The following is a 23,032-nucleotide window of genomic DNA, read 5'->3' as shown; positions in this document are numbered from 1 at the left end:
CCGGACATCAGGCGCCGGCCCGCCCCGGCCTGGCCACCCGCCCGGACGCCAGCAGCGCCCGGTGCGGAAGCGCCAGCCGGCCATCACCCTCGGTGAACTCCGCCGCCAGCACGACGAAGTGCTGACGGATACGTTCGGCCACGACTGCCCCCTGGCTCCGCACGATCCGGCCGATGGTTGCCACCCCTGCCGCCGGACCACTCCACCATTCCACCGGCGTGGTGTGGTGGTCCCAGGACACCGGGCGGCAGGCCGCCTCCGCCAGCCCCGCTTCCCGCAGCAGGTCGACGAGTCCTTCCGCGGTGCGCGGGAAGTCGTCTTCGGGGGCGAGCGGGGGCAGAAACGACGGACGGGACACTCCGGCCGCCTGTACGGCACGGCCGAGCAGTGCCTGCCCCGGTGCGGCGGGAGCCGCCCAGAGCGTCAGCGCGATCCGGCCGCCCGGCCGGGTCACCCGGCGCAGCTCGTCGAGGGCCGCGCGGGGCCGCCCCACGTGATTGAGCACAAGGTTTCCGACCACGGCGTCGAACTGACCGTCCGCATAAGGAAGTTGGGGTAGGGCACCGATATGAACACATGCGCCGGGGACCGCGCGGGCAGCCCGCCGGGCCATATCGGGCTCGGCATCCACGGCCACCACCCGCGCCCCGCGCACACAGGCCGCCGCGGCGGCCGAGCCGGTCCCCGTTCCGACGTCGAGCACCCGCGCGCCCCCGGCCACCCCGGCGGCGTCCAGCAACCACGGGACCACATGGGCGCAGAGCCTGCCGAACCCCGCCTCGTACGCGGCAGCACTCCCCGCCCAGGCCTGACGCTCACTCTCATCGAACGGTGTCTCGGGCACCCCTCCCCCTCCCCTGGCCGGCACCACCCATTCTCGCCCGCTCCCGCCCCGACTCCCCCTGGACACAAGGGCGTTACCCACCCGTAACCTACCGATGGGTTACCTCAGGTAAGGAGTGGACCTTACTCTCCAGTCAAAATCGGGTCACCGTACGCCCCACCTGTCCCTCTCGGACAGCGTGCGGACGGCCCGCATCGAGATCTGGAGCAGAAGATGAGGCCCTCCCGTACGACACTGCGCGCCGCGATCAGTACCGTCTCCGCGGCGGTGCTGGCCACCACGGTCCTCGCCGGCGCGCCGGCCACCGCCGAGGCGGCAACGCCCCAACCCGCCTCCGCGGCAGCGGCGTCGGGCTCCCCCTCCGTGAGGTTCGTCGACATCCAGGGCGACGGCGGCACCACTCTCAAGGCGAATGTCTTCACTCCGGCCGGTGCCGACGGCACCCGGCGCTACCCCGTCATCGTGTTGCCCACCAGCTGGTCGATGCCGCAGATCGAGTACATGGCGCAGGCCAAGAAGCTGGCCGAGGCGGGCTACGTCGTCGTCGGATACAACTCGCGCGGGTTCTGGCAGTCCGGCGGGGAGATCGACACCGCCGGGCCGAAGGACGTCGCCGACGCCTCGAAGGTCATCGACTGGACGCTGGCCCACACACCGGCCGATCCGCAGAAGGTCGGGATGGGCGGGGTCTCCTACGGTGCCGGGATCAGCCTGCTGGCCTCCGCGTTCGACAAGCGGATCAAGGCGGTTGCGGCGCTCAGCGGCTGGGGCGATCTCGTCGGCTCGATCTACAGCGGCCGCACCGAGCACCGGCAGGCCGCGTCGTTCCTGGGCGGCACGGGCGAGCTGACCGGGCGCCCCAGCCCCGAATTCCGCACCATCATGAAGGACTTCCTGGCCTCGAACCTGGACAAGGAGCAGGACCTCATCGCGTGGGGACGCAAACGCTCCCCCGCCACGTATCTCGACAAGATCAACGCCAATGGCGCCGCCGTCATGCTGGGCAACGCCTGGGGCGATTCCATCTTCCCGCCCAACCAGACCGCCGACTTCTACGAGAAACTGACCGGCCCCAAGCGGCTGGAATTCCGTCCCGGTGATCACGCCACGGCCGAAGGGCTCGGGCTGTTCGGGCTGCCCAACGACACCTGGACCGACACCCAGCGGTGGTTCGACCACTACCTCAAGGGCACGGACAACGGCATCGACCGGGAGTCGCCGGTGCTGCTCAAGTCCCGTTCCACCGGCGGGTACGAGAGCTACAAGAGCTGGAAGGACGTTCCGTCCGCCCAGCGCCGGATCGAACTCGGCGACAGCAAGCAGATCAACACCAACTGGGACTCCGGTGCCGACGGCGGGCTGGTCATCCTCTCCAGCATGCTGGACCAGTTCCTCCGGCTGCCGCCGATGGCCTCCATCCCTCTGCTGCCGCGCTCCCTTGCCGCCGTCTGGCAGTCCGAGCGCTACGGCACCGGGCAGCGCGTCAGGGGGACCACCCGGCTGCACACCACCCTGACCAGCACCGCGGAGAGCGGCACCGCCATCGCCTACCTCTACGACGTGGGCCCGCTCGGCATCGGCAAGCTGGTCACCCATGCGCCGTACACCTTCCACGACAAGACGCCGAACCAGCCGTTCGGCGTCGACCTGGCTTTGTTCTCCACGGCCTACGACGTCCCGGCCGGCCACCGTCTCGCGGTGGTCGTCGACACCGTCGACCCGCTGTACAACGAGCACAACCCGAGCGGCGCCCGGCTGACGTTCTCCTCCCCGGCGAACGACCCGTCCTATGTGTCGGTGCCGGTGCGCGATTAGGCCGTGCCTCCTTGACGGGTGGGTGACGGGTCGGCCTGGTCTCCACCACGTCGGCGGACGGGGACGGCACGCACCACCTCGCGCCTGCGAAGCTCCGAGGAAAGTGGCACAGGAAGTGGGAGGCCGGTCCGGGTCGGACAAGCGGGCAACGAGTTACCGTCCGCTCCGGACGGCGGTGGTGGCTCCCGTCAGGTCTGCCGCCTGAAGGCCCGCTGGGCCAGCAGGTCGTCGGCAGAGAGCACGGCCCCCTCCCCGTCGGTGGCCTGCAATTCTTCGATCCGGACAGTTCGGTCCACCGGGCCGGGGCCGGCCAGGCGCTCCGCATAGGCCGAGCTGGGATGGGCAGCAAGCAGGCGCACCCGGCCATCGCCCGAGCCGCGTGGGGAGATCGGCACCACCGCGGCCGGGAAACCTCTGTCGTCCGTGACGAACAGCTCGAAGTCGTCGTACCGGAAGTGGTCGATGTCCACGATGGGCTTCGGGTAGTGGTGGTACCCGGCGGCCTTCGGGAGCACCCCGGAGTGGGTACCGGCGGGCAGCGGAACCGAGGCGTTGAATATCGAGTCCGTCCACTCGGCCACCTGTTCGACAGTCTCTATGGGGGTGTCCAGGAGCCGTTGACCGTGGTCGTAGCCGAAGCTCTCGTACCCAGGCAGGGTGTCCGGGAATGCGCCGACCACCCGGGCGGCGCAGCGGCGGATGCGGTCCACCTTCGAAGGGTCCGCGCAGAATTGCGCCGACCACTCGATGCCGAGCGGCAGCAGCAGGCACAGCCAGCCGTCGCCGTCCTTTACCCACACTCCGCCGCCGTGGTGGTCCTGATACGGGCCGGGCGCGAACGCCCAATCACCCGTTGTCCCGACGAGCTTGACCATCAATTTACGGCTCGCCCGGTACTGGGAGCTCTCGGTACGGGGCGGATGGTCCGCCACAGAGATGGTCCACGGAAAGTCTTCGTGCTCCGGGTGTCCCCGTTCCGGACTGGGCATCGCAATCTCCTTGGGGGAGGTCCCGGCTGCTCCGGGAGCACACTCACGTTCTCGAAAGTCAGGGCCATGCAGGCCGTTGACAGGCATCTGGAATCCGGAGGAAAGGCGCTTCACCGAAATCGGGAAGCAACTACCGTCGGCTGCAGGCCGTGCCACTGCACCGGAGAGTTTCAGTTGCATCCATGCACTGCGACAGGGATTTTCTCCCGGATCGGTCCGCGCTGATTCCGCGGCTCCCTCCAAGCCCCGGGGTCATTTCCACGCGGCGAAAAGAGAGAAGCCACTGGCACCGGCGATGCTACCGCCGGCCTGGAAGACGCGCCTGCCGGGCAGCGCGACTCTCCCCGTGCGGGGGCATCCGAATGGCAACCCGATGGGTCGCCACGGACGATGGTGCTCGAACCCTCGGCGCGGCGGCAGATCTCCTGAGTCCGTGCTGCACACGTGCAGGGCACGACCGGCGGCCTGTGGAGGCGATCGCGTGCGGACACCCCCCAGGCCTCACTCCCGCCCGCACCCGAAAGCGCGACGGCCCTCGCTGAGAACCTGGCAGTCGCGGGTGGCCCTGGCAGTGATCGTGCTGGTGCTCCTTATGACCACGCTGCTGCTGGCCCAGATCGGCCTCCTGGACTTCGCCCAGGATCTGACCTTCGCCGGTCGTCTCACCGGTGCCGTCCTTCTCGTGGTCTCGTTCACCACGCTAGTGGCCGCCGCCGCGGTCCTGGACCACTGCATCCGGCAGAGCTTTCCCTACTCCGGCCTGGTCGCGCTGATTGGCACGTTCGCGGCCTTGCTGACCAACGCCATGCTCCTGGCGCAGACAGTCAAGGACGGCGAGACCGTGGCCTACCCGACGCTGTTCGGCGCGCTCACGGCGGGTTCGGCATACGCCGTCGTCGCGGTGTGGCGGACGTCGGTCGTGATCCCTGCTCCGAAGCGGGTGGCCGCCGCGGTGATCGTCTCCTCGGTCATCGCGATCGCCAATTTCGGCTACCAGAACCTCTATCAGCCGTACCAGCGACAGACCCAGCCTCTCATCACGGTGTCCATGGGAAAGCCGGTACTGAGCCAGGACCGCACGGCATTCGCCGTACCGGTCGACATCACCCTGCAGAACCACGGCGACGTGGGTTTCTACGTGCTCGGCACCGAGTTCCACGCCATGGGAAAACAGGTGCCGCTGAGTGCGAAGGACCGGCTCCGCCAGCAGTGGCGAACCGATGCCGAGCAGTGGAGCAACCCCTCGGGGGAAGTGAACCCGCTCTCCCGCCGGGAGATTCACCAGCCCGGCGAGTTGGTCGAGGCAAAACCGTGGATGCAATATGGAACTTGGGTTGAGTCGAACGACACCTACGCCACGCGAGTGGTGGTGCAACTTCCCATGAACACGCCGTACGACCAGGTGGCGTTCTATGCCACCGCGAGCCTCGCACGCAAGGACCGGCTCGTGCTGCAGCCGCCGCTCAACTTCGTGGCGTACTCCTGGGGTAGGGAAAAAGTCCCCGGATGGGTGAAGAAGCAACAGAAGAGCGGTACTGACTCTCTCATCTACCGTGCCAGGGTGCACGAGAACAATGCGCTCGATGAACGCACGAGGAAACCGCGTTTCGTCACCGTCTACTGGCAGTTCGGCACGCACGGCGCGTACGTGCACTCATCCATTAGGCGAAAAGGTGAGGAAAACCGCGACCCCAACCCGAAGGAAGATTTGGAGGTGTTGAGCCGGTACGGCCTCATCGACCTCATCACCGGCCCGGTAGAGCGGACCCTGTGGGACATCAAGAGCCGGCGGTGACGGGCACCGCCGCGCCGGGCGTGCCGGAGCGCCGGTCCAGTCGCTCCAACCAGGCCACCAGGGCGAGCGAACTGTTCACGCGATCCCAGGAGTACGAGTCCCCCAGGCCGAGCTGGGCCTCCCGCACGGCCCGGCACAGCGTCTCGACGTCGAACATCTCCGCGATCAGCGGATGCCGGGCTGAGCGGCACAGGGCGATGAGTTCGTCGCCGTGTGTCCGCAGGCCGCGGGCGTAGAGGTCGTTGAAGGGGACCTTGACCGCCCTGCCGCGGATCGGGGCCGGCAGGAGATCCGCCATGGCCGCACGGAGCACGGCCTTCGGACGGCCCGGCCGGAACGTGGCTGCGGCAGGCAGTCGGCTCATCGTGGCGACGACCTCCGGGTCGAGGAAGGGATGCGAGAGGAAGAACCCGTCCCGTCGTGCGCGCTGCCAGGACAGGAGGTCGGGAGCGGCGACGTAATTGGCGGCGTCGTAGAGCGACTGTTCCGGCTTGCGTCCGAACACGAACCGGCTCTCCGCGATGCCCGCATCCCGATAGCCGTGAGCGCGCGCGAATCCGGATCGCAGCCATCCGGGGCGGTTGAAGGTGCCGAGGCCGCCGAGCACCGTTCCACCGCCGCGGAGCGCGGTGATCCGTTCGGCTGCCAGCGGAAAGGCCGGCTGCACCACGTAGGCGCGGACGGTTTCCCGCAAGCCCCGCTCGCTTCCCGCGGCCCAGGCCCGTGCCTGCTCGGTCATCTGCCGGAGGTGTCCCGTGCGGGCCAGCCTGTGCAGATGGAACGGGTTGGCGTCCGCGATCGGATCGGCCCCGCAGCCGGTCAGGAGCGTGTCACAGCCCAGTCCGGCGGCCGCGGCGTGCAGCCTGGCCCAGAACGGGGCGCGGAAGGCGTGTGCATGAGGCTCGTCGGCGTCTCCCGCGTGGTGCTGGAAGTCGTCGAAGTCGGCTACGTCGTCGGCATCGACGATCACGGGGCGGGCCGCGGGTGTGTGACGGCGGATCGCCTCCATCGCGACGTCGAGGTACGGCCGCTCCGCGGCCAGCTCCCCGCGGGAGAAGCGCCCGGCGAGCAGGACCAGGTCCCCGGCGTCGCCCCGTTGTGCGGCCAGCAGGCGTGCGGCGAGCAGGGCGACGCTGGTGGAGTCGGTGCCGCCCGAGACATGGCATGCCGTCGTCGTGCCCAACCGGCGTCCGACAGCGGTCTCCAGCGCGAGGCGCAAGTCCTGCGCGGCGTCATCGAGGCAGGAGCCGTCTGCGGGCGGGTCGGCGGCCCGGCGGGCCCGTCGCAGCGTACGACTGCGCATCTGCCCGGTGATGGACAGCTCGACCACTTCGCCGCCGAGGACGCGGTGCACCCCGGCGAAAGGGGTGAGGTCCGAGTGCGGTTGTGCCAAGTTCCCGGTGAGGTATCGGCAGAAGTAGCGGGGTTCCAGCTCCGTGACGCTCCCCAGGCAGCGGACCGAGGTGCTCACGGCACTCACGCGGCCACCGGACTCCCTGAAGAACAGCGGGATACGTGCCTGCTCGTCGCGCGTCAGAAGGATGCGATCGCGGTACACCAGAACAGCCGCGTAGTCGCCGGCCGGCACGGGCGGGGCGGCCCCCTGCCTGTCGGAGTCGTCGAGGAGGCCCCGCGCGCCCGCCGCCCGGTCACGGGCCGAGCCGACCCAGCCGACGACGGCCGCGGTGCCGGCCCGCGAGGAGACCGTCGTCACGAGTCCCTGACGCGCCATGGTCTCGCTGGGCCGGAGCGTCGGTGCGCCCGCGGCCCACTCGAGGCGGAGCGCTTCCATGTCAGAGTCCTCCGCAGCCGATCGAGAGCACCGGTGTGAAGGCGTGCCCTCGCGGATCGGCGTCGGGGATGCACAGGCCGCCCGAGACTGTCCACGCGTGCAGGGCGAACGGGTGTTCACGCACGCCGACGTGGAGTACGGCTTGCAGGCCACACCGCCGCAGCAGGACGAAGGCCGTCACCGCCTCGGACTTGCAGTCGCCGTTGACGAACCAGCTTCTGCTGCTGTGTGACTGCACTGCTCGTTTCAGCCGTCCGAGCTCCCCCGCGGAGGGGAGGTCCGCACGGGCATATTCAGGAGCGGCCAAGGACAGCAACCGGAGGACGCGCCCGAATCCAAGGGTGCGGATCAGCAGGTGCACTCCACCCAGCCAGAGCCCGACGCCGACGTCCGCGTATTTCTTCCGGCGGCCCGTCGCGCACCCGGCACGCCTGAGACCGATGACAAGTGCGGCGCGTTCCTCAGGGCTTCCGGAGACGAATTTCTGGACTTCCGTCATCGCCAATCCGAGAAAACGCGTCCGCTTCCAGTCCGCGATCAGCGCTCCGTCGGACATCCGGGTGACACGGCAATGCGGTGACAGGCTCTTCGCCATGGCTGCCACCGCATCGATATCCTCTGCCACCGCATATCCTCCGGGATCCCACCGTGAACGGGGTCAGTGCTGGTATCCGTGACCGTCGTAGAATCCGCCGCTGAAGCCGCGGATCATAGAGCCGTTGCCGAGAAAAACGAGCCGATGCGGCTTACGGCGCCGCAGCAATCGGAGAAACATCGCCTACCTCCAGAACCGGGCAGCACATCAACTCCAGGCTACTCTCGCCCGAATGCCCCGCAACCGGGCTGACGACGCCAATTGGCCGATGTTCGGCACCTTTTAGCCCGAAGCCACCATGTTCATCACGCACGCCGAGAGACAGCTCTGCTTGCTCTGCAGCCCCACGCAGACGCAGCCCGCCGGTGGTGCGGAAAGCACCGGTAGTGCAAGGCCCGGGGCGTTCCCGGGACCTATTGGATGGGGTAGTCGGGCGGGGGGAGCTGGATGGTGCGCTCCCGGTCGACGGATTCGACGCCGTCGACTGTCTCCAGGGCCGGTACCCGGTCCTCCGTGACGGTTCCGGAGAGCGTGCCGAGGGCCGGCTGCTCGCCCGTGACCGTCAGTCCGGCACGTCGCAAGGCCTCGACCACTTCCGCGAACCGGCCGGGGTCGACCGCGAGGATGACCCCGACCGGCGCGGGCTGGGACGACTCGCTCACGGCGCCTGGAGCAGACCCGAGCCGACATCCCTGGCGGGCTGAGTCAGCGGGAAGGCACCGGACATCAGACCGGTTCTGAGATCGGCCGCGGAAGCGTTGGGGTTTGCCTGGGCGAGCAAGGCGAGGACGCCCGCGACATGCGGCGTGGCCATGCTGGTGCCGCTCAGGCTCTGGTACCCGCCGCCAGGGGCAGCCGAGTGCACGTCCCTGCCGGGCGCGGCGATGTTGACCTCGCCGCCCTGGCCGTTGATGCCGCCGTTGGAGAAGAACGACGGCGTGAGTGCCTTGTCGAGCGCGCTCACCGCGAGGATGGAGGGGCAGTTGGCGGGCCGGCTGACGGGCCGGATCTCCGGGGGCCGATGGCTGTCGTTGCCCGCGGCAGCGACGATCACCGTCCCGCGCTCGAGCGCCCGCTGGGCCAGCTTCTCGTACGTCTGCGGGAAGAGCTCACCCGGTCGGACCCGAGCGCCGAGCGACATGGAGATCACTCGCGCACCGTGGGCAACGGCCCAGGCCATGCCCGCCAGGATCTGGCCATCGGTGCCGCTGCCCGCGTTGCTGAGCACCTTCGCCGCGAGGATCCGGGCGTCGCAGGCCACCCCGTAGCGGGGTCCCTGCCGGGGGTGTGCCGGACCGGCAACCGTGCCGATGCAGTGCGTGCCGTGGCCATTGCCGTCCTCGACGGCCTCGCCGGGCACGAAGGAGGCCGACGCTTCGATGCGCCCGACCAGGTCCGGGTGGTCGGTGTCCACGCCGGTGTCGATGACGGCGATCTTCACATCGCGTCCGGTCAGGCTGGACAGATTGGCCCGGATCGCCTGCAGGCCCCAGGTCCAGCTCTGCTCGTCCAAGGCCGGGCCCTGGGCAGCGGCGATTTCGGCCATGGTGTGGTGGGCGACCACTTCCTCGTCGCTGCGGTAGGCCGGGAAGAACTCGGTCGGCGCCTGCTGCGGGGCGGTGATCGGTGAGGCGTAGACCATGCGCTCCGGTTCTGCCGCGATGATCGAGGATTCCGCCTCGGCCGAGGTCACCAGCGCGTGGCGCTGCTCGGGCCGCACCTCGACAACGGCCGCGCCGAGCTCCTCGAAGAGCACCGAGACGTCAGGGCGCTCAAGGAGTTCGGCGACATGCGCCGCCTCGGTTCCTCGGACCCGTTCGACGGACGCGATGTCGGCGGAGGCACGCAGTGCGTTCAGGCCGCTCTCCTGGTCAGTCGGTTCGAGCAGGACTACGTATCGACCTGTGTACTCCGTGCCCTGGCCCGTGACGGTGCCATGAGGCTGATCGGGATGCTCGCCGAAGGCGCGCCTGTCCATGGGTCCGTTCACCATTGAATTTCCCGCTCTCTGTGCGCTGCCCCCGGTTCGTGGACGCGCGCCGATTCACGGAGTGTCAGGCGCCAAGGACGGTGGGGCGCGGATCAGTCGCGTATCGACGCGTAGTGCCGTCGCCTGCAAGGCTGTCCATCGTCAGGCCGTCGGCATTGCCCCCCGTACACCGTCTCACCGGGCGCGAAGGCCCGCAACACAACGCCGCCACCCGCTGGCAGGAGAGCGTCGCCCCTCACCGGCCGGTGTTTCCGGAAATGCCGCCTCCCTGGATTGCGGCCTCATCTGCTGGACGGCAGCATCACAGCCCATCCCACGGCCACGGCCACGGCCACGGCCACGGCCACGGAAATCAAGATCGGGCCGCGCGGCGACAGGCTGGTCCCCGTATCGACAACGCCTACGTGCCCACCGCCCACCGGGCCCTCGTCCACCCGCGCCCACATGCCGGAGGGTGGGCCTCAGCCGCGATGGCCGGCAAGGTTTACGGGCACGTCCACGTCCCGGCCTTCGACGCCGCGCTCCGCACGGGACGGGGTGAGACGAAGTGATCGTGAAATCGTTGTTGTCACCCCACACCGGCGCTACCGGCCGTACGCTCGTTCGCCGTTCCCCCACACCGACCGGTCCGGCACGGGCCCGTCCCGTAGTGCCGGACCCGCGTGCCCCCCGGTCGTCACCTTCTCGCACGAGTGAGGAATCCATGACACAGCAGTCCGCCCGCACCCCCTACACCAGCGGCATGTTGAGCAATGACGCCGGCCGTGAGCGGGACCGCCTGACGTCCATCCAAGGCAACGTGGACACGTTCACCACCGGAATCCTGGACCGCCTCCCCGTCGAAGCCTCCTGGAACTGCCTGGAGTTGGGCGCCGGTGCCGGCTCCATCGCCTACTGGCTCGCGGGACGGTGCCCGCAAGGACGTGTGGTCGGCGTCGATCTCGACACGCGCCACCTCGACGCCGGCCGTGCCGCGAACCTGGAGGTCCAGGAAGCCGACATCACGGACGAGGACTACGCCCCCGGCAGCTTCGACCTCATCCACGCGCGCTACCTGTTCTGCCATGTCGCCGCGCGCGACGACATGGTCGCGCGGGTCAGCCGCTGGCTCTCCCCCGGTGGCTGGCTCGTCATCGAAGAGCCCTACCACCTGCCCGGCGCCACCTCCCCCTTCCCCGTGATGCGGCGCATCCTCGACGCCTACCAGCGCATGTACCACGAGCACGGCGCCGACCTCACCTGGGTCCGGGGCCTGCCCGCTCTCCTGGCCGGCAGCGGTCTGTCCGACGTCGCCTTCGCCGCGAACCCCGCCTTCATGGGCGGACTCGACAAGGACCGCTGGCTCCCGCTCATCAGCCAGGCCGCACCCACCCTCCTCGCCGACGGCCTGATCACGGAAGCCGACCTGGCGGAGTTCCACACCCTCCTCAAGGACCCGGCCTTCATCGACGTCCCCCAGATGACCCTCTCGGCATGGGCCCGCCGCCTGGCGGAGGCACCGTCCGCCGGCGGGCCGGTCTGACGCTGCCGCGGGGACCGGCGCCGGGGGCGGTCCCCGGACCTTGCACCGGCTCTCAGGCCGGCGGTCGCCGGCCCCCCGGCAGCAAGGCCCCCGGTTCCGGGGCGGCCACCTCGGCGGCCTCCACCTTGGGGTTGCGCCGCTGGCGCCGGGAGACCCAGTGGGCCAGCCAGGAGAGCAGCATGCACATCCCGATGTAGATCGGCGAGATGATCATGACGACGGGGATGAACGGCAGGTCGTAGTCGAGGTTGGAGGCGATCAGCTTGCCCGCGTGCAGGAACTCCTCGTAGGTGATGAGGTAGCCGAGCGAGGTGTCCTTCAGGGCGACCACCAGCTGACTGATGATCGCCGGGAGCATCGCCCGCACCGCCTGCGGCACCAGGACATGCGTCATGACCTGCGTCTTGTGCATGCCCAGTGCGTAGGCGGCCTCAGGCTGGCCGCGGTCGACGGAGTGGACGCCGGTACGGAAGACCTCGGCCAGCACCGAGCCGTTGTAGAGCGTCAGTCCGGCGACCAGGGCCACCAGCGGCTCCGCCTTCAGCGCCACATAGATGAAGAAGATCATGACCAGGACGGGCATGGCGCGGAAGAACTCCACCAGCAGCGTGCACAGCCAGCGCACGATCCGGTGCTCGGAGAGCCGGCCGGTCGCCAGCACCCCGCCCAGCGCCAGCGACAGCACCGCCGCGAGGGCGAAGGCCCTCAGGGTGTTGCCGAGGCCCCGCAGCAGGAGCTCCTGAATTCCCGTGTAGGTGAAGGGATTCCATTTCGCCGCGGTGAACTGGCCGGTGTCGAAGAGGAGGTAGAGGATCCAGCCGATCAGGGCGAGGATCAGCGCCGTGGAGAGCAGGCCGTAGAGCCGGTGACGCTGCCTGGTCCGCGGGCCGGGGACGTCGTAGAGGGCGGTGGTCATCGGGCGACTCCGAAGCGCTTCTCCAGCACGTTGAAGAGCGCGCTGATGGTCAGGGTCACGATCAGATAGCCGACGGCGATCCAGACGAAGGTCCAGATGATCGCGTAACCCATCTCGCTGAGCGGTTTGTAGACCCCCAGCAGTTCGGTGACGCTGAAGGCGCCGGCGATTGCGGAGTTCTTGGCGAGCGCGATCAGGGTGGAGCCGATGGGCGGGATGACGGAGCGGAAGGCCTGCGGGAGGACGATCCCGCCCAGCGTCTGCGGGAAGGTCATGCCCAGGCTGCGGGCCGCCTCGCCCTGCCCGACGGGCACGGTGTTGATGCCGGAGCGCACCGCCTCGCAGATGAAGGCGGAGGTGTAGCAGCCCAGTGCGAGGATGGCGAAGAGGTTGAAGGGCAGGACGAACCCGAAGCGTGGCAGGCCCAGCACCACCGCGAAGAACAGCAGCGTCAGCGGCGTGTTGCGCAGCACCGTCACCCATGCCGTGCCGAAGGCCCGCAGGGAGCCGACCGGCGCCACCCGGAACGCGGCCATCAGGAAACCGAGGACGAGCGCGAGCAGCGAGGCGAAGACGGTGAGTTCGACGGTGCCCAGCAGGCCCTTCCCGTAGAGGGAGAGGTTGTCGAGGAGAACGTTCATCGGTCAGTCCTTGGCGGCTCAGGTCGCCGGGTAGCGGTCGATCGGGGGCGGCTTGGGGGCGGGCACTCCGGACAGGCCGAGGGTCGCGTCGTACGCCTTCTTCCAGTTGCCGTTCTTCTCGTTCGCGGCGAGGGCGTCGTCGAGTGCGAACCGCAGCGCGTTGTCGCCGCGGGGCACGCCGATGCCGTACGGCTCCTCGGAGAACGGCTTGCCGACCACCTTCAGCTCGTCGCGCGCCTTGGCGGCGTAGCCCAGCAGGATCGCGTCGTCGGTGGTGACCGCGGCGACCTGGTAGGTGAGCAGGTTGTCGACGCACACCGAGTAGGTGTCGTAGGCGACCAGTACGGCCCTGGGGTAGTCGGCCTGGATGCGCTGGAAGGGGGTCGAGCCGGCCGCCGAGCAGACCCGTTTGCCGGCCAGGTCCTGCGGGCCCTTGATGTCGTTCTCGTCGGTGCGCACCAGCAGCGACTGGCCGGCCATGTAGTACGGGCCGGCGAAGCCCACCAGCTTCTTGCGCTTGTCGTTGATGGTGTAGGTGCCGACGTAGAGGTCGATCTGGCCGTTCTGCAGGGCCGTCTCGCGGTTGGCGGAGGCGATCGTCTGGAACTGGATGGTGTGCGGCGGGAAGCCGAGAGCGGCGGACATCATCTTGGCGATCTCGACGTCGAAGCCGGTGTACTGACCGGTGGCCGGGTCCTTCTCGCCGAGGTAGGGCTGGTCCTCCTTGACGCCGATGATGAGGTGGCCGCGGCGCTTGGCCCGCACCCAGGTCGGGGAGGCGGGCAGCGAGAAGTTCTTGGCGACCGGGTAGCGGGGCAGTTCGCTGCCCTTGGGGCCCTTGACCGGCGGGCTTCCTTCCCGGCCGCAGCCGGCGAGGGCCAGCGCGAGCACCGCGAGCACGACGGCCACGAGGGCACGGCGCAGGGGCGAGGAGTGGCTGTGCGGCATCACGACGCCCCCGTTCAGTGCTTGAGGATCTTGGAGAGGAAGTCCTTCGCCCGTTCGCTGCGCGGCGCGGTGAAGAAGTCCTCGGGGGTGCGGTCCTCGACGATGCGGCCGTCGTCCATGAACACCACACGGTTGGCGGCGGAGCGGGCGAAGCCCATCTCATGGGTGACCACGACCATCGTCATGCCGTCCCGGGCGAGCTGCCGCATGACTTCCAGCACCTCGTTGATCATCTCCGGGTCGAGGGCGGAGGTCGGTTCGTCGAAGAGAAGCGCCTTGGGGTCCATGGCGAGTGCCCGGGCGATGGCGACGCGCTGCTGCTGGCCACCGGAGAGCTGCGCCGGATACTTTTCGGCCTGGGAGGCGAGCCCCACCCGGTCCAGGAGTTCGCGGGCGCGCCGCGCGGCCTCGTCCTTCTTTGTCTTCCTGACCTTCATCGGCGCCAGCATCACGTTGTCCAGCACGGTCTTGTGGGCGAAGAGGTTGAAGGACTGGAAGACCATGCCGACTTCGGCCCGCAACTGGGCCAGTGCGCGGCCCTCTTCGGGCAGCGGCCGGCCGTCCAGCTCGATGGTGCCCGACTCGACGGTTTCCAGGCGGTTGATGGCCCGGCACAGGGTGGACTTCCCGGACCCTGAGGGCCCGATGACCACGACCACCTCCCCGCGGCCGACGGTGAGGTCGATGTCCCGCAGGACATGCAGTTTTCCGTAGTGCTTGTTGACCCCGCGCAGTTCAATCAGCGCATCACCGGCCATATGCAGACCTGCCCACTCTCATCCGTACAGCGGAGAACTCGCAACCTACCGGGGCGAATAGGGCGCTTCTTCACTGACACGCACGTATGCGCAGAGATGGGCGGGTAAATCAGGGCGACGGGGGAACCTGGGGCGAGGCCGGTGCGGCGTTACGGCCCTGCGAGCCGGCACGGGTCTGCGGGCGGTTACGGGCCTGCGGGCGGTTACGGGCCTGCGGGCGGTTCCCACGGCTTCCCGGCCGGAGGTCAGCTCTCCGAGACCTCGGCGTAGACCTGCGACAGCTCCGGCGCGCCGGTATCGGCCCACTCATGGCCCGTGGCCACCACGTCGATCTCCCGCCCGGACTCCAGCCGGACCACCGGCTGCCCGTCCGGCCAGACGTGCCAGACGGCGCCGGGCACCGTGCGGACCACGACCGTGCCGAGGTAGAGACCGGCGTCGTTGCCGAGCCAGGGCAGCACCTCCGGGTCGTCCCGCCAGACCGGCCGCAGCTGATCCAGCGCCTCCAACGACCTTACGGAGTCGTCCAGTTCCACGCCCTCCGTGGCGGCCTGGGCCCGCAGCAGTCCGCACTCGGACAGCAGCTCGACGACGCTTTCGGGGTCGGCGCGCACCGACTCCGCGAGCGGCACGGACCGGTGCGCGTTCTGCCGCTTGCGCCACTTGTCCAGGAAAGACATGTTCATGGTCTGCAGGGTCCCACCCGCCCTGTGGTCGCGGCCACAGGCGCGCGGCACACCCGTAGCCCGTTCGTCACCTTGACGCTTCCCCCGTACCTCCCTACCTTCATGGCGCTCGGATCGGATCTGACCGGCCCCCAGAAGTCCCCCGCCTCTCGCGGGACCGGCCGGGAATGCCCGCTCATACCTGCCCGCCCGCGCCCACCGGAGGGATACGGACCGATGCGTGTACGACGATGGGGCACCGCCCTGATCCTGCTGCTCACCGCTACCGCACTGCCGGCCACCGATGCCCGAGCCGCGGCGACCGGCGCGGCGCACGCGTCACCGGCCGCAGGACCGCCCGGCCCGCTGCCCCTGGCCAGACTCTTCGACAACCGGGCGGTCAGTGACAACTCCCGGCCCGGCGCGGCCGATTTCGACGGGGCGGGCCGTTCGCTGTCCGCTCAGGACCTGGCGGCGGCCGGCTGGTCGCCCGGGAGCGTCCTGACGCTCGACGGGGCCCGGCTCACGCTGCCGCGCACCGCGCCCGGGACGCCGGACAACGTCCTCGCGGACGGCCAGCCGGTGGCGGTACGCGGCCGGGGCGAGGCGCTGGCCTTCCTGGTCGCCGGGACGGGCGGTACGGCCATGGGCACCGGGACCGTGCGCTACCGGGACGGGTCGCACAGCACCTATGAACTCACCGCGCCCGACTGGCGGTCGGGGCCGCCGGCCACCAAGGCGGTGACACTGCCGCATCTCAACGGCCCGGGCGGGCAGCTGCCCGGGACGACGCGGCTGTATGCGGTGACCGTGCCGCTGCGGGCGGGGCGGGAGGTGAGCTGGGTGGTGCTGCCGGAGGCGTCCGGGCAGTCCGGTGCGCTGCATGTGTTCGCGGTATCCGTACGGGACACCGGGCGCGGCAGGACCGGGAGTTGGGCGGCGAGCACGGCGGGCTACCGGGCGGTCGGGCCCTGGACCGACCGTACGCTGCGGCTGGTGGTGCACAGCGGCGCGGGCGGGCCGCGGGCGCGCATACGGATCGCCAACACCTTCGCCGCCGCACCGGTGGACATCGGGGCGGCCAGCATCGCGGTGCGGGGCGCGGGGGCGGCGGCGGAGCGCACACCGGTGCCGCTGACCTTCGGCAAGGGGCACACCGGGGTCCGCATACCCGCCGGGGCCGAGGCGTTCAGCGATCCCGCCGCCTTCACCGTTCCGGCCGGCGCCGATCTGCTGGTGAGCCTCCATCTGCCGGGGACGGTGACGGCGGCGCCGGTGCACCAGGAGGCGGCCCAGCAGTCGTATCTGAGCGCCGCGGGCAGCGGGGACCGCACCGCGGACACCGGGGGCGCCGCGTACCCCGCAACGATGACCTTCTGGCCGTTCCTGACCGGCGTCGACGTCGCGGGCGGGCCCGGCTCGATCGTGGCCCTGGGCGACTCGATCACCGACGGGGTGAAGTCGACGAGCGGCACCAACCGGCGCTGGCCCGATGTGCTGGCCCGGCGCTTCCAGGCGCAGCAGGCGCTGCCCCGCTACGGCGTGCTCAACCAGGGCATCTCGGCGAACCGGATCGTCACCGACCGCTATCCGGGCGAGGGGGTCAGCACGGACACCGGCGGGGTGAGCGCTCAGCACCGGCTGGAGCGCGATGTGCTGGCGCAGCCCTCGGCGCGGACGGTGGTGGTGTTCGAGGGCATCAACGACGTGCGCTGGGGGACCTCGGCCGATGAGGTCATCGCCGGCCTGCGGGCCCTCGCGGGGCGGGCGCACGAGCGGGGGCTGCGGGTGGTGGTGGCGACCATCGCGCCCTGTGAGGGCTACCCCGACTGCACCGCGGCCGTGGAGGCCCGCCGCCAGGCCGTCAACGCCTTCGTACACGAGGCCGCCGGCACCGTCTTCGAGGCGACGCTGGATTTCGACGCCGTGCTCCGCGATCCGCAGCGGCCCGCACGGCTGCTGCCCGCGTACGACAGCGGCGACCATCTCCACCCCGGCGACGCGGGCCTTGCGGCGCTCGGCAACGCGGTGGACCTGCGGGCGCTGGTGCCGGGGCGGGGCTGACGCCGCCCCGGGGCGGAGCTGAACCGTCCCGGGGCCTGCCGCCCGCCGGCCCGTAGCCCCCGGCCGGCCCGCGGCGGGCTCCCAGCCGGGGCCGTCACACCGGCCTAGACATCCAGGTCCACCACGACCGGGGCGTGGTCCGAGGCGCCCTTGCCCTTGCGCTCCTCGCGGTCCACATACGCGTCCGACACGGCCTTGGCGAACGGCCCGTTGCCGTAGACGAGGTCGATGCGCATACCGCGGTTCTTGGGGAAGGCGAGCTGGCGGTAGTCCCAGTAGGTGTAGGGGTGGTCGTACTTGAGGGGGCGCGGCACGACGTCCGACAGGCCCGCCTCGCGCAGGGCGGCCAGGGCGGCGCGCTCGGCGGGCGTGACATGGGTGGCGCCCTCGAAGACGGCCGGGTCCCAGACGTCCTCATCGGCCGGTGCGACGTTGTAGTCGCCGAGGACCGCAAACGGGCGGGAGCCCGCCGCGTCCTCGGCGACCGCCGTCTTCAGTGCCTCGAACCAGCCGAGCTTGTAGGTGTAGTGCGCATGACCGACCTCGCGGCCGTTGGGGACGTACACCGACCACACCCGGGCCGGGCCGCAGGTCGCCGAGACAGCCCGCGGCTCCTGCACCCCGTCGTACTCCGGGCCGCCGGGCAGGCCCTTGACCACGTCGTCGAGCCCCACCTTGGACAGCAGGGCCACGCCGTTCCACCTGCCGTCGGCGTTGACCGCGGCTTCATAGCCGAGCTCGCGCAGCTCGTCGTACGGGAACTGCTCGGCGCTGCACTTGGTCTCCTGGAGGCACAGCACGTCCGTGCCGGTGCGCTCCAGCCAGGCCAGCAGCCTCGGGAGGCGGGCGGTGATCGAATTGACGTTCCAGGTCGCGATGCGCATGCCGGTAAACCTACCGCGCGGCACTGACAGTCAGGCCCTCAGCCGAGGGCGGTCCGGTGGCCCGGGGTCAGACGGCCGTGATCGGTTCCGCCGCCCAGCTTGTCGATCATGGAGTCGTAGATCGGGCGGGCGTGGTCCTGGAGCAGGCTGTCGTGGATGTCGATGGCGCGTCGCGGCGCGACCTCGCGCACATAGTCGATGATCTCGGCGACCTTGTTCCAGGGGGCGTGGACGGGCAGCAGCAGGGTGTCGACCGAACGGCCCTCCGGGACGGTGAGGGCGTCGCCCGGGTGGAAGACCGTGCCGCCGTCGATGAGGTAGCCGACGTTGGTGATGCGCGGGATGTCGGGGTGGATGACGGCGTGCAGCTGGCCGTGCACCTCCACCTCGAAGCCGGCGGCGGTGAAGGTGTCGCCGTCGCCGACCGTGTGCACCCGGCCGGGGAACGCCCCGGCGAGCTGGTCGGCGACGCTGGCCAGCGTCCAGATCTCGGCCGCCGGGTTGGCCTCCATGCCCGCCCGCAGCCGGTCCTCGTTGAAGTGGTCCATGTGCTCATGGGTGACCAGGATCGCGTCCGCGCCGACGGCCGCGTCCTCCTCGCTGAAGACACCGGGGTCGATGACGAGCGTCCGCCCGTCCTTCTCCAGCCGGACACAGGCGTGGGTCTTCTTGGTGAGTTCCATGGGCCCATTTTGCCGTGGCGGACCGCGATGCGTACGTCCCCGCCCCTCGCCGCGGCACGTCGTCCGCGCGCCACCCCGTGGGGGGCTCCTCAGCCCTCCGGCGTCGTCTCTTCCCGTATCACCCGCTGGGCGACCGCGAAGGCGGAGTTCGCTGCCGGGACACCGCAGTAGATGGCGGTGTGCAGCAGGACTTCCTTGATCTCCGTGGGGGTGAGGCCGTTGCGCAGGGCCGCGCGGGTGTGCAGCGCCAGTTCGTCGTGGTGGCCGCGGGCGACCAGTGCGGTGAGCGTGATGACGCTGCGGGTACGGCGGTCCAGGCCCGGTCTGGTCCAGGTCTCGCCCCAGGCGTAGCGGGTGATGAGGTCGTGGAAGTCGCCGGTGAAGTCGTCGGCGGCGGCCTCGACCCGGTCGACATGGGCGTCGCCCAGGACCTCACGGCGGACCTTGATGCCTGCCTCGTAGGTGGCGCCGCGGGCCTGTTCCGGCTGGGCGAGGCCGGACTCTATGGCGGCGGGCGGCGCCATCGGGGGCGGCGGGGGCGCGATCTGCGGCTTGGGGGCCGCGGCACCGATGGCGCTCTGGGCACCGGGGCCGGGCTTGTCGTGCCAGGCCGTGGAGAAGTGCCGGATGAGGAGTTCGGTGACGGCCGAGGGCTGCTCGACGGGCGCGAGGTGGGAGGTGCCGGGCACCAGCGCCAGGCTCGCGTCGGGTATTCCGGCGACGAGGGTGCGGGCGTCGGTGGTCGGGGTGACCTGGTCCTCGGAGCCGACGACGGCGAGGGTGGGGACACCGATCCGGCCGAGGGAGGACCGCACGTCGAAGGACGCCAGCGCCTCGCAGGCGGCGATGTAGCAGCCGGGGTCGGTGGTCCGCACCATCTGGACGGCCCACTCGACGATCGCGGGCTGGGCACCGGCGAAGCCCTGGGTGAACCAGTGCTCGGGCGCGGTGCGGGCGATCGGTTCCAGCCCGTTCGTGCGGATGACCACACCGCGCTGGCGCCAGGCGTCGGCCGTGCCGTACCGCGGCGAGGTGGACACCAGGGCGAGCGAGGTGACCTGATGCGGGCGGGTGAGCGCCAGCTGGATGCCGATGGCGCCGCCGATGTCGCAGCCGGCATAGCCGAAGCGGTCCACGCCCAGGGCGTCGAGGGTGGCGACCAGCCGGTCGGCCAGCTCGGCGATGGAGGCCGCCGCATGGGCGGGCGAGCCGCCGTGTCCGGGCAGGTCGAAACGGATGACACGCCAGTGACGGGTCAGCTCGGGGATCTGCCGGTCCCACATGTGCCATGTGGTACCCAGCGCGGCGCCGAGGACGAGTACGGGGGCGTCGTCGGGACCATCAATCCGGTGTTGCAGGGTCTTCTCACTCACCCGGCCACGCTACCGGGCCTCCGACGCCGTCCTGACGCCCGGGTCAGGAAGAGCCGCCGGAGTGCGCCCGCCGACCACGCCCGAAGCGGAGTTTGCGCAGGTCAGGGCCTCTACGGCCTAGACGACGTGGACAACCGGATGACCCGGCTCGTCGTAGCTCACCATGATCCGCCGGTACGGACGCGGGTGCCTTGCTCGTGATCAGGACCGGGGCGCCTTCTGTCCCATCAAGGCAGCCTTGCAGGGTGTGCCGATGTCTCACTTACCCCCTACGCGCTCTCAGATCTCACAACAGCCCCTATGACGGGGGCCAAGGCTATACGGGCCTGACCAGGTGGAAGACCTCCCGGGCAGCGTAGCGTTTGAGGCATCGGACGATTTCGCGTCGGGTCTTCCCCTCCTTGATGCGGCGTTCGCAGTAGTCCTGGGTGCGGGGGTCGAAGCGCAGACGAGTCTGCACGATCCGGTGCAGGGCGGCGTTGGCCTGCCGGTCGCCTCCGCGGTTCAGGCGACGGTACTGCCGGTTGCCCGAGGAACGCTCGACGGGGCTGACCCCACAGAGCGCGGCGAAGGACGCTTCGCTGTTCAGCCGTTCCGGGTTGTCCCCCACCGTGATCAGCAAAGTGGCGGCCGTGTCCGGACCGATACCCACCACTGCGAGCAGCTGCGGGGCGTGGCGTTCCGCGAGGCGGGCCAGGCGATCTTCCAAGTCCCGGATCTGGTCAGTGAGCTGCCCGATCCGGTGAGCCAGCAGGCTCAGGGTGATGCGAGTGGCGTGCAGCACCGGGGCTTCACCGTCCTCGTCCTTCTGGCGTACATCGGCGAGCAGTGCGCAGGTGCGGAAGAGTTCCGCATTGTTCAGCCCGGCCAATTCTTCCCGCAGGTCGGGGTCGGCAGTAAGGAGGACGGCCTTGAGCTGGTTGATGGCCTGAGTGCGGGCTTTGACGGCCGATCCCTTGGCCAGTTTGTATAACCGGGCGATCTGCACGGGTCCGTCACCTGACTTGGCCCTGGCGCGGGCTCGCCCGCTCAGCACCGTCCGGGCCGCGTTCTCGGCATCGAGCGGATCCGTCTTGCCGCGCCGACGGCGATCTGCCCGGTCCATCCGATTCACGTCGAACACGACCACACCATGGGACAGCAGATGGCGGGACAGAGCCGCCCCGAAGGAGCCGGTCCCCTCAACCCCGGCTCGCCTCACCACGCCCAGACCCCTGACCCACCTCAGCAGGTCGCGGTATCCAGCCGCGGTGGCCGGGAACTCGCCAGTGGCGAGCACTGCCCCCACCAAGGAGAGCACCGCAGCCACATGAGCATCCCGGTGCGTGTCCACTCCCAGCACCACCTCCCTCGTGGGGCGGCGACGGCGCGTACGCGGGGCAGGCGACGTACTGGACGTGCTCGTTGGGGACATGCTCGTTCCCTTCCGGTCCGATGGCTCGTCGCGTCGCCGGCACCGGGTCGCGTGGGGCGGTCAGAATCGTGATGACGCCTCATGGACCGGCAGGCCCCTATCGAGACACACCCCGCCAGCCCGGTGCCGACAACGCACCTTCCTCGGCCAACGGCCGACACTGTGAGAGAAGGACATCGCGGTCAGAGATCTCATGAGTCAGACTCCGGACCGGGGAAAGCACCCACCCATCCTCCCGCCCCTCACGACATGTGGACCCCCGTTGTTCAAACCCGACCGTCAGTCGGGACCATTCGACAGCTGGCGCCCACTGACGACAGCGAGAGGACCGAACAAGGAGCCCCACAGCATTGTCATTGTGAGACCATGCCCGCGCGCTGAAGTGGTCGTCGAGTGGCAGCGCCTTGCCGTCGCCGTGGACCCGGCCGATGCCGACCCGGACAGCGGTGGCCCTGCCCGCCCGACATGCGCGATCGGTGTGGCCCTGGCCAGGGTCCTGGGCTACGAGCCGGTTGAGAACCGGATCAAGTAGTAGTTGACGTTGGATGCGGTGCTGCTCAGCTGGTCGCCTTGGAGGACCGGCAGTGCCGCCAGTGCTGCGCCACGACCGAAACCGCGGGCGGCGGCACTGGTGGTGTACCAGCCGCTGGCGGTGAGCTGGACGTCGGAGGAGACCCCGCGATCGGATGTGGTGACGATGAATCCGTCGCCTGGAGCGGGGTCGTAGGGGCCGATCTCGGTACCGCTGCGGAGGTCCTTGTCGAAGATCTCGACGGGTCCTCCCTGAATACTGAGCGACTCGTCGCTCTGGAGGGTGCCAGTCACGGTAAGCTCACCCTCCGTGCTCAGCCGCGACCCGCTGTCAACACTGGTGGCGGTTGCGCGGACGGTCAGGGACTTGGTCTCCACGGGGCCGGAGGCTACAACCGCGGTGGCGGAGCAGGTACCGGTGACGTCGGTCTCGCCATCGACGGTGAGTGGGCCGTTGATCGTGAGCGGGGCCGTGATGGTGAGGGCGGGGCCGCTGACGAGTTCGCCGACTTCGATGCCGGGCAGTACGGGCCGGTCGACGGTGACCGTGAGCGAGTCGTAGCGCATCATCCCGCTCGCGACGCTCTTCAGGGTGAACACGGAGTCCCGGGTGAGCGGTTGGGTGATGTACGGAAAGGTGACGAGCCTGCCCGACGGTTCGTCCTCGCTGTACAAAGTGTGTTCCCCGGCCGGTCCGCTCCACTGGAGGACGACCATGTCGCCCGGACGAACCAGGGTTGCCGGGGTGGGGTGTGGCGGGTCTCCAGGGAGGTTGAGATGGGCGGTGAAGTTGACAGCCGTTGATGCCATGGG

20 protein-coding genes are annotated in these 23,032 nt (G+C 69.9%); 4 read left to right on the top strand and 16 right to left on the bottom strand.

Translation table 11 applies throughout. The annotated features are described in order from the left end of the window. Nucleotides 1–7: 7 nt before the first annotated feature. Entirely contained in the window at nt 8–844 is an 837-nt protein-coding gene (locus ACGFR7_RS20975; protein ID WP_393321216.1) for a class I SAM-dependent methyltransferase, read from the bottom strand. 213 nt (nt 845–1,057) lie between these two features. Here ACGFR7_RS20975 and ACGFR7_RS20970 point away from each other — a divergent pair, with 213 nt between their 5' ends. Beyond that, nucleotides 1,058–2,659, top strand: a complete 1,602-nt coding sequence (locus tag ACGFR7_RS20970; protein ID WP_393321213.1) for an alpha/beta fold hydrolase — start codon at nt 1,058–1,060, stop codon at nt 2,657–2,659. Nucleotides 2,660–2,847: 188 nt separating this feature from the next. Here ACGFR7_RS20970 and ACGFR7_RS20965 read toward each other — a convergent pair whose 3' ends face one another. Next, entirely contained in the window at nt 2,848–3,648 is an 801-nt protein-coding gene (locus ACGFR7_RS20965) for a DUF6424 family protein (RefSeq protein ID WP_393321210.1), read from the bottom strand. Between the two features lie 592 nt (nt 3,649–4,240). Here ACGFR7_RS20965 and ACGFR7_RS20960 point away from each other — a divergent pair. Beyond that, on the top strand, nt 4,241–5,443 hold the full coding sequence (locus tag ACGFR7_RS20960) for a hypothetical protein (protein ID WP_393321207.1): 1,203 nt from the start codon (nt 4,241–4,243) through the stop codon (nt 5,441–5,443). On the opposite strand, the gene ACGFR7_RS20955 is transcribed toward ACGFR7_RS20960, so the two are convergent. The 4 genes from ACGFR7_RS20955 to ACGFR7_RS20940 all read right to left on the bottom strand — a co-directional run bounded on the left by ACGFR7_RS20955 (nt 5,427) and on the right by ACGFR7_RS20940 (nt 9,808). After that, the gene (locus ACGFR7_RS20955) at nt 5,427–7,235 is read right to left on the bottom strand and encodes an asparagine synthase-related protein (protein WP_393321205.1); all 1,809 of its coding nucleotides are present in this window, start codon (nt 7,233–7,235) and stop codon (nt 5,427–5,429) included. The genes ACGFR7_RS20960 and ACGFR7_RS20955 overlap by 17 nt on opposite strands. A gap of 1 nt (nt 7,236) precedes the next feature. Continuing rightward, nucleotides 7,237–7,860, bottom strand: a complete 624-nt coding sequence (locus ACGFR7_RS20950) for a lasso peptide biosynthesis B2 protein (protein ID WP_393321202.1) — start codon at nt 7,858–7,860, stop codon at nt 7,237–7,239. Between the two features lie 383 nt (nt 7,861–8,243). Further along, on the bottom strand, nt 8,244–8,492 hold the full coding sequence (locus tag ACGFR7_RS20945) for a hypothetical protein (protein ID WP_393321199.1): 249 nt from the start codon (nt 8,490–8,492) through the stop codon (nt 8,244–8,246). Beyond that, nucleotides 8,489–9,808: a S8 family serine peptidase gene (locus ACGFR7_RS20940; RefSeq protein WP_393321196.1), complete on the bottom strand. Its 1,320-nt coding sequence runs from the start codon at nt 9,806–9,808 to the stop codon at nt 8,489–8,491. Before ACGFR7_RS20940 ends, ACGFR7_RS20945 begins: the two co-directional genes overlap by 4 nt. A 715-nt stretch (nt 9,809–10,523) precedes the next feature. Between ACGFR7_RS20940 and ACGFR7_RS20935 the strand changes: the two genes are divergently transcribed. Continuing rightward, the gene (locus tag ACGFR7_RS20935; protein ID WP_393321193.1) at nt 10,524–11,342 is read left to right on the top strand and encodes a class I SAM-dependent methyltransferase; all 819 of its coding nucleotides are present in this window, start codon (nt 10,524–10,526) and stop codon (nt 11,340–11,342) included. Between the two features lie 52 nt (nt 11,343–11,394). On the opposite strand, the gene ACGFR7_RS20930 is transcribed toward ACGFR7_RS20935, so the two are convergent. The 5 genes from ACGFR7_RS20930 to ACGFR7_RS20910 all read right to left on the bottom strand — a co-directional run bounded on the left by ACGFR7_RS20930 (nt 11,395) and on the right by ACGFR7_RS20910 (nt 15,291). After that, nucleotides 11,395–12,258 carry an amino acid ABC transporter permease gene (locus ACGFR7_RS20930; protein ID WP_393321190.1) on the bottom strand — a complete coding sequence of 288 codons (864 nt, stop codon included), beginning with the start codon at nt 12,256–12,258 and terminating at the stop codon, nt 11,395–11,397. After that, nucleotides 12,255–12,899, bottom strand: a complete 645-nt coding sequence (locus tag ACGFR7_RS20925; RefSeq protein ID WP_393321187.1) for an amino acid ABC transporter permease — start codon at nt 12,897–12,899, stop codon at nt 12,255–12,257. Before ACGFR7_RS20925 ends, ACGFR7_RS20930 begins: the two co-directional genes overlap by 4 nt. Before the next feature lie 18 nt (nt 12,900–12,917). Beyond that, nucleotides 12,918–13,847, bottom strand: a complete 930-nt coding sequence (locus ACGFR7_RS20920) for a glutamate ABC transporter substrate-binding protein (protein WP_393321184.1) — start codon at nt 13,845–13,847, stop codon at nt 12,918–12,920. Nucleotides 13,848–13,861: 14 nt separating this feature from the next. Next, nucleotides 13,862–14,605, bottom strand: coding sequence for an amino acid ABC transporter ATP-binding protein (locus ACGFR7_RS20915; RefSeq protein WP_350255460.1), 744 nt, complete (start codon nt 14,603–14,605; stop codon nt 13,862–13,864). Between the two features lie 245 nt (nt 14,606–14,850). Further along, nucleotides 14,851–15,291 carry a DUF6278 family protein gene (locus ACGFR7_RS20910; protein ID WP_393321181.1) on the bottom strand — a complete coding sequence of 147 codons (441 nt, stop codon included), beginning with the start codon at nt 15,289–15,291 and terminating at the stop codon, nt 14,851–14,853. A gap of 216 nt (nt 15,292–15,507) precedes the next feature. Between ACGFR7_RS20910 and ACGFR7_RS20905 the strand changes: the two genes are divergently transcribed. Further along, nucleotides 15,508–17,334 (top strand): SGNH/GDSL hydrolase family protein, encoded by a 1,827-nt coding sequence (locus tag ACGFR7_RS20905; RefSeq protein ID WP_393321178.1) that lies wholly within the window; start codon nt 15,508–15,510, stop codon nt 17,332–17,334. A 104-nt stretch (nt 17,335–17,438) separates the two neighbouring features. On the opposite strand, the gene ACGFR7_RS20900 is transcribed toward ACGFR7_RS20905, so the two are convergent. The 5 genes from ACGFR7_RS20900 to ACGFR7_RS20880 form a co-directional block, all read right to left on the bottom strand. Continuing rightward, nucleotides 17,439–18,218 (bottom strand): exodeoxyribonuclease III, encoded by a 780-nt coding sequence (locus ACGFR7_RS20900; protein ID WP_393321175.1) that lies wholly within the window; start codon nt 18,216–18,218, stop codon nt 17,439–17,441. Nucleotides 18,219–18,256: 38 nt separating this feature from the next. After that, nucleotides 18,257–18,901: an MBL fold metallo-hydrolase gene (locus tag ACGFR7_RS20895; protein ID WP_393321172.1), complete on the bottom strand. Its 645-nt coding sequence runs from the start codon at nt 18,899–18,901 to the stop codon at nt 18,257–18,259. Between the two features lie 89 nt (nt 18,902–18,990). After that, nucleotides 18,991–20,274 (bottom strand): 4-carboxymuconolactone decarboxylase, encoded by a 1,284-nt coding sequence (gene pcaC / locus ACGFR7_RS20890; RefSeq protein WP_393321169.1) that lies wholly within the window; start codon nt 20,272–20,274, stop codon nt 18,991–18,993. 316 nt (nt 20,275–20,590) lie between these two features. Beyond that, complete coding sequence (locus ACGFR7_RS20885) at nt 20,591–21,562, bottom strand: IS110 family transposase (protein ID WP_393321741.1); 972 nt, start codon at nt 21,560–21,562, stop codon at nt 20,591–20,593. A gap of 627 nt (nt 21,563–22,189) precedes the next feature. Then, entirely contained in the window at nt 22,190–23,029 is an 840-nt protein-coding gene (locus tag ACGFR7_RS20880) for a hypothetical protein (RefSeq protein WP_393321166.1), read from the bottom strand. Nucleotides 23,030–23,032 lie beyond the last annotated feature (3 nt).

This window comes from Streptomyces sp. NPDC048516 (assembly GCF_043199875.1).
Taxonomy (GTDB): domain Bacteria; phylum Actinomycetota; class Actinomycetes; order Streptomycetales; family Streptomycetaceae; genus Streptomyces.
The sequence above is the reverse complement of the archived record's forward strand: the minus strand, read 5'-3'. Positions and strand labels throughout refer to the sequence as shown.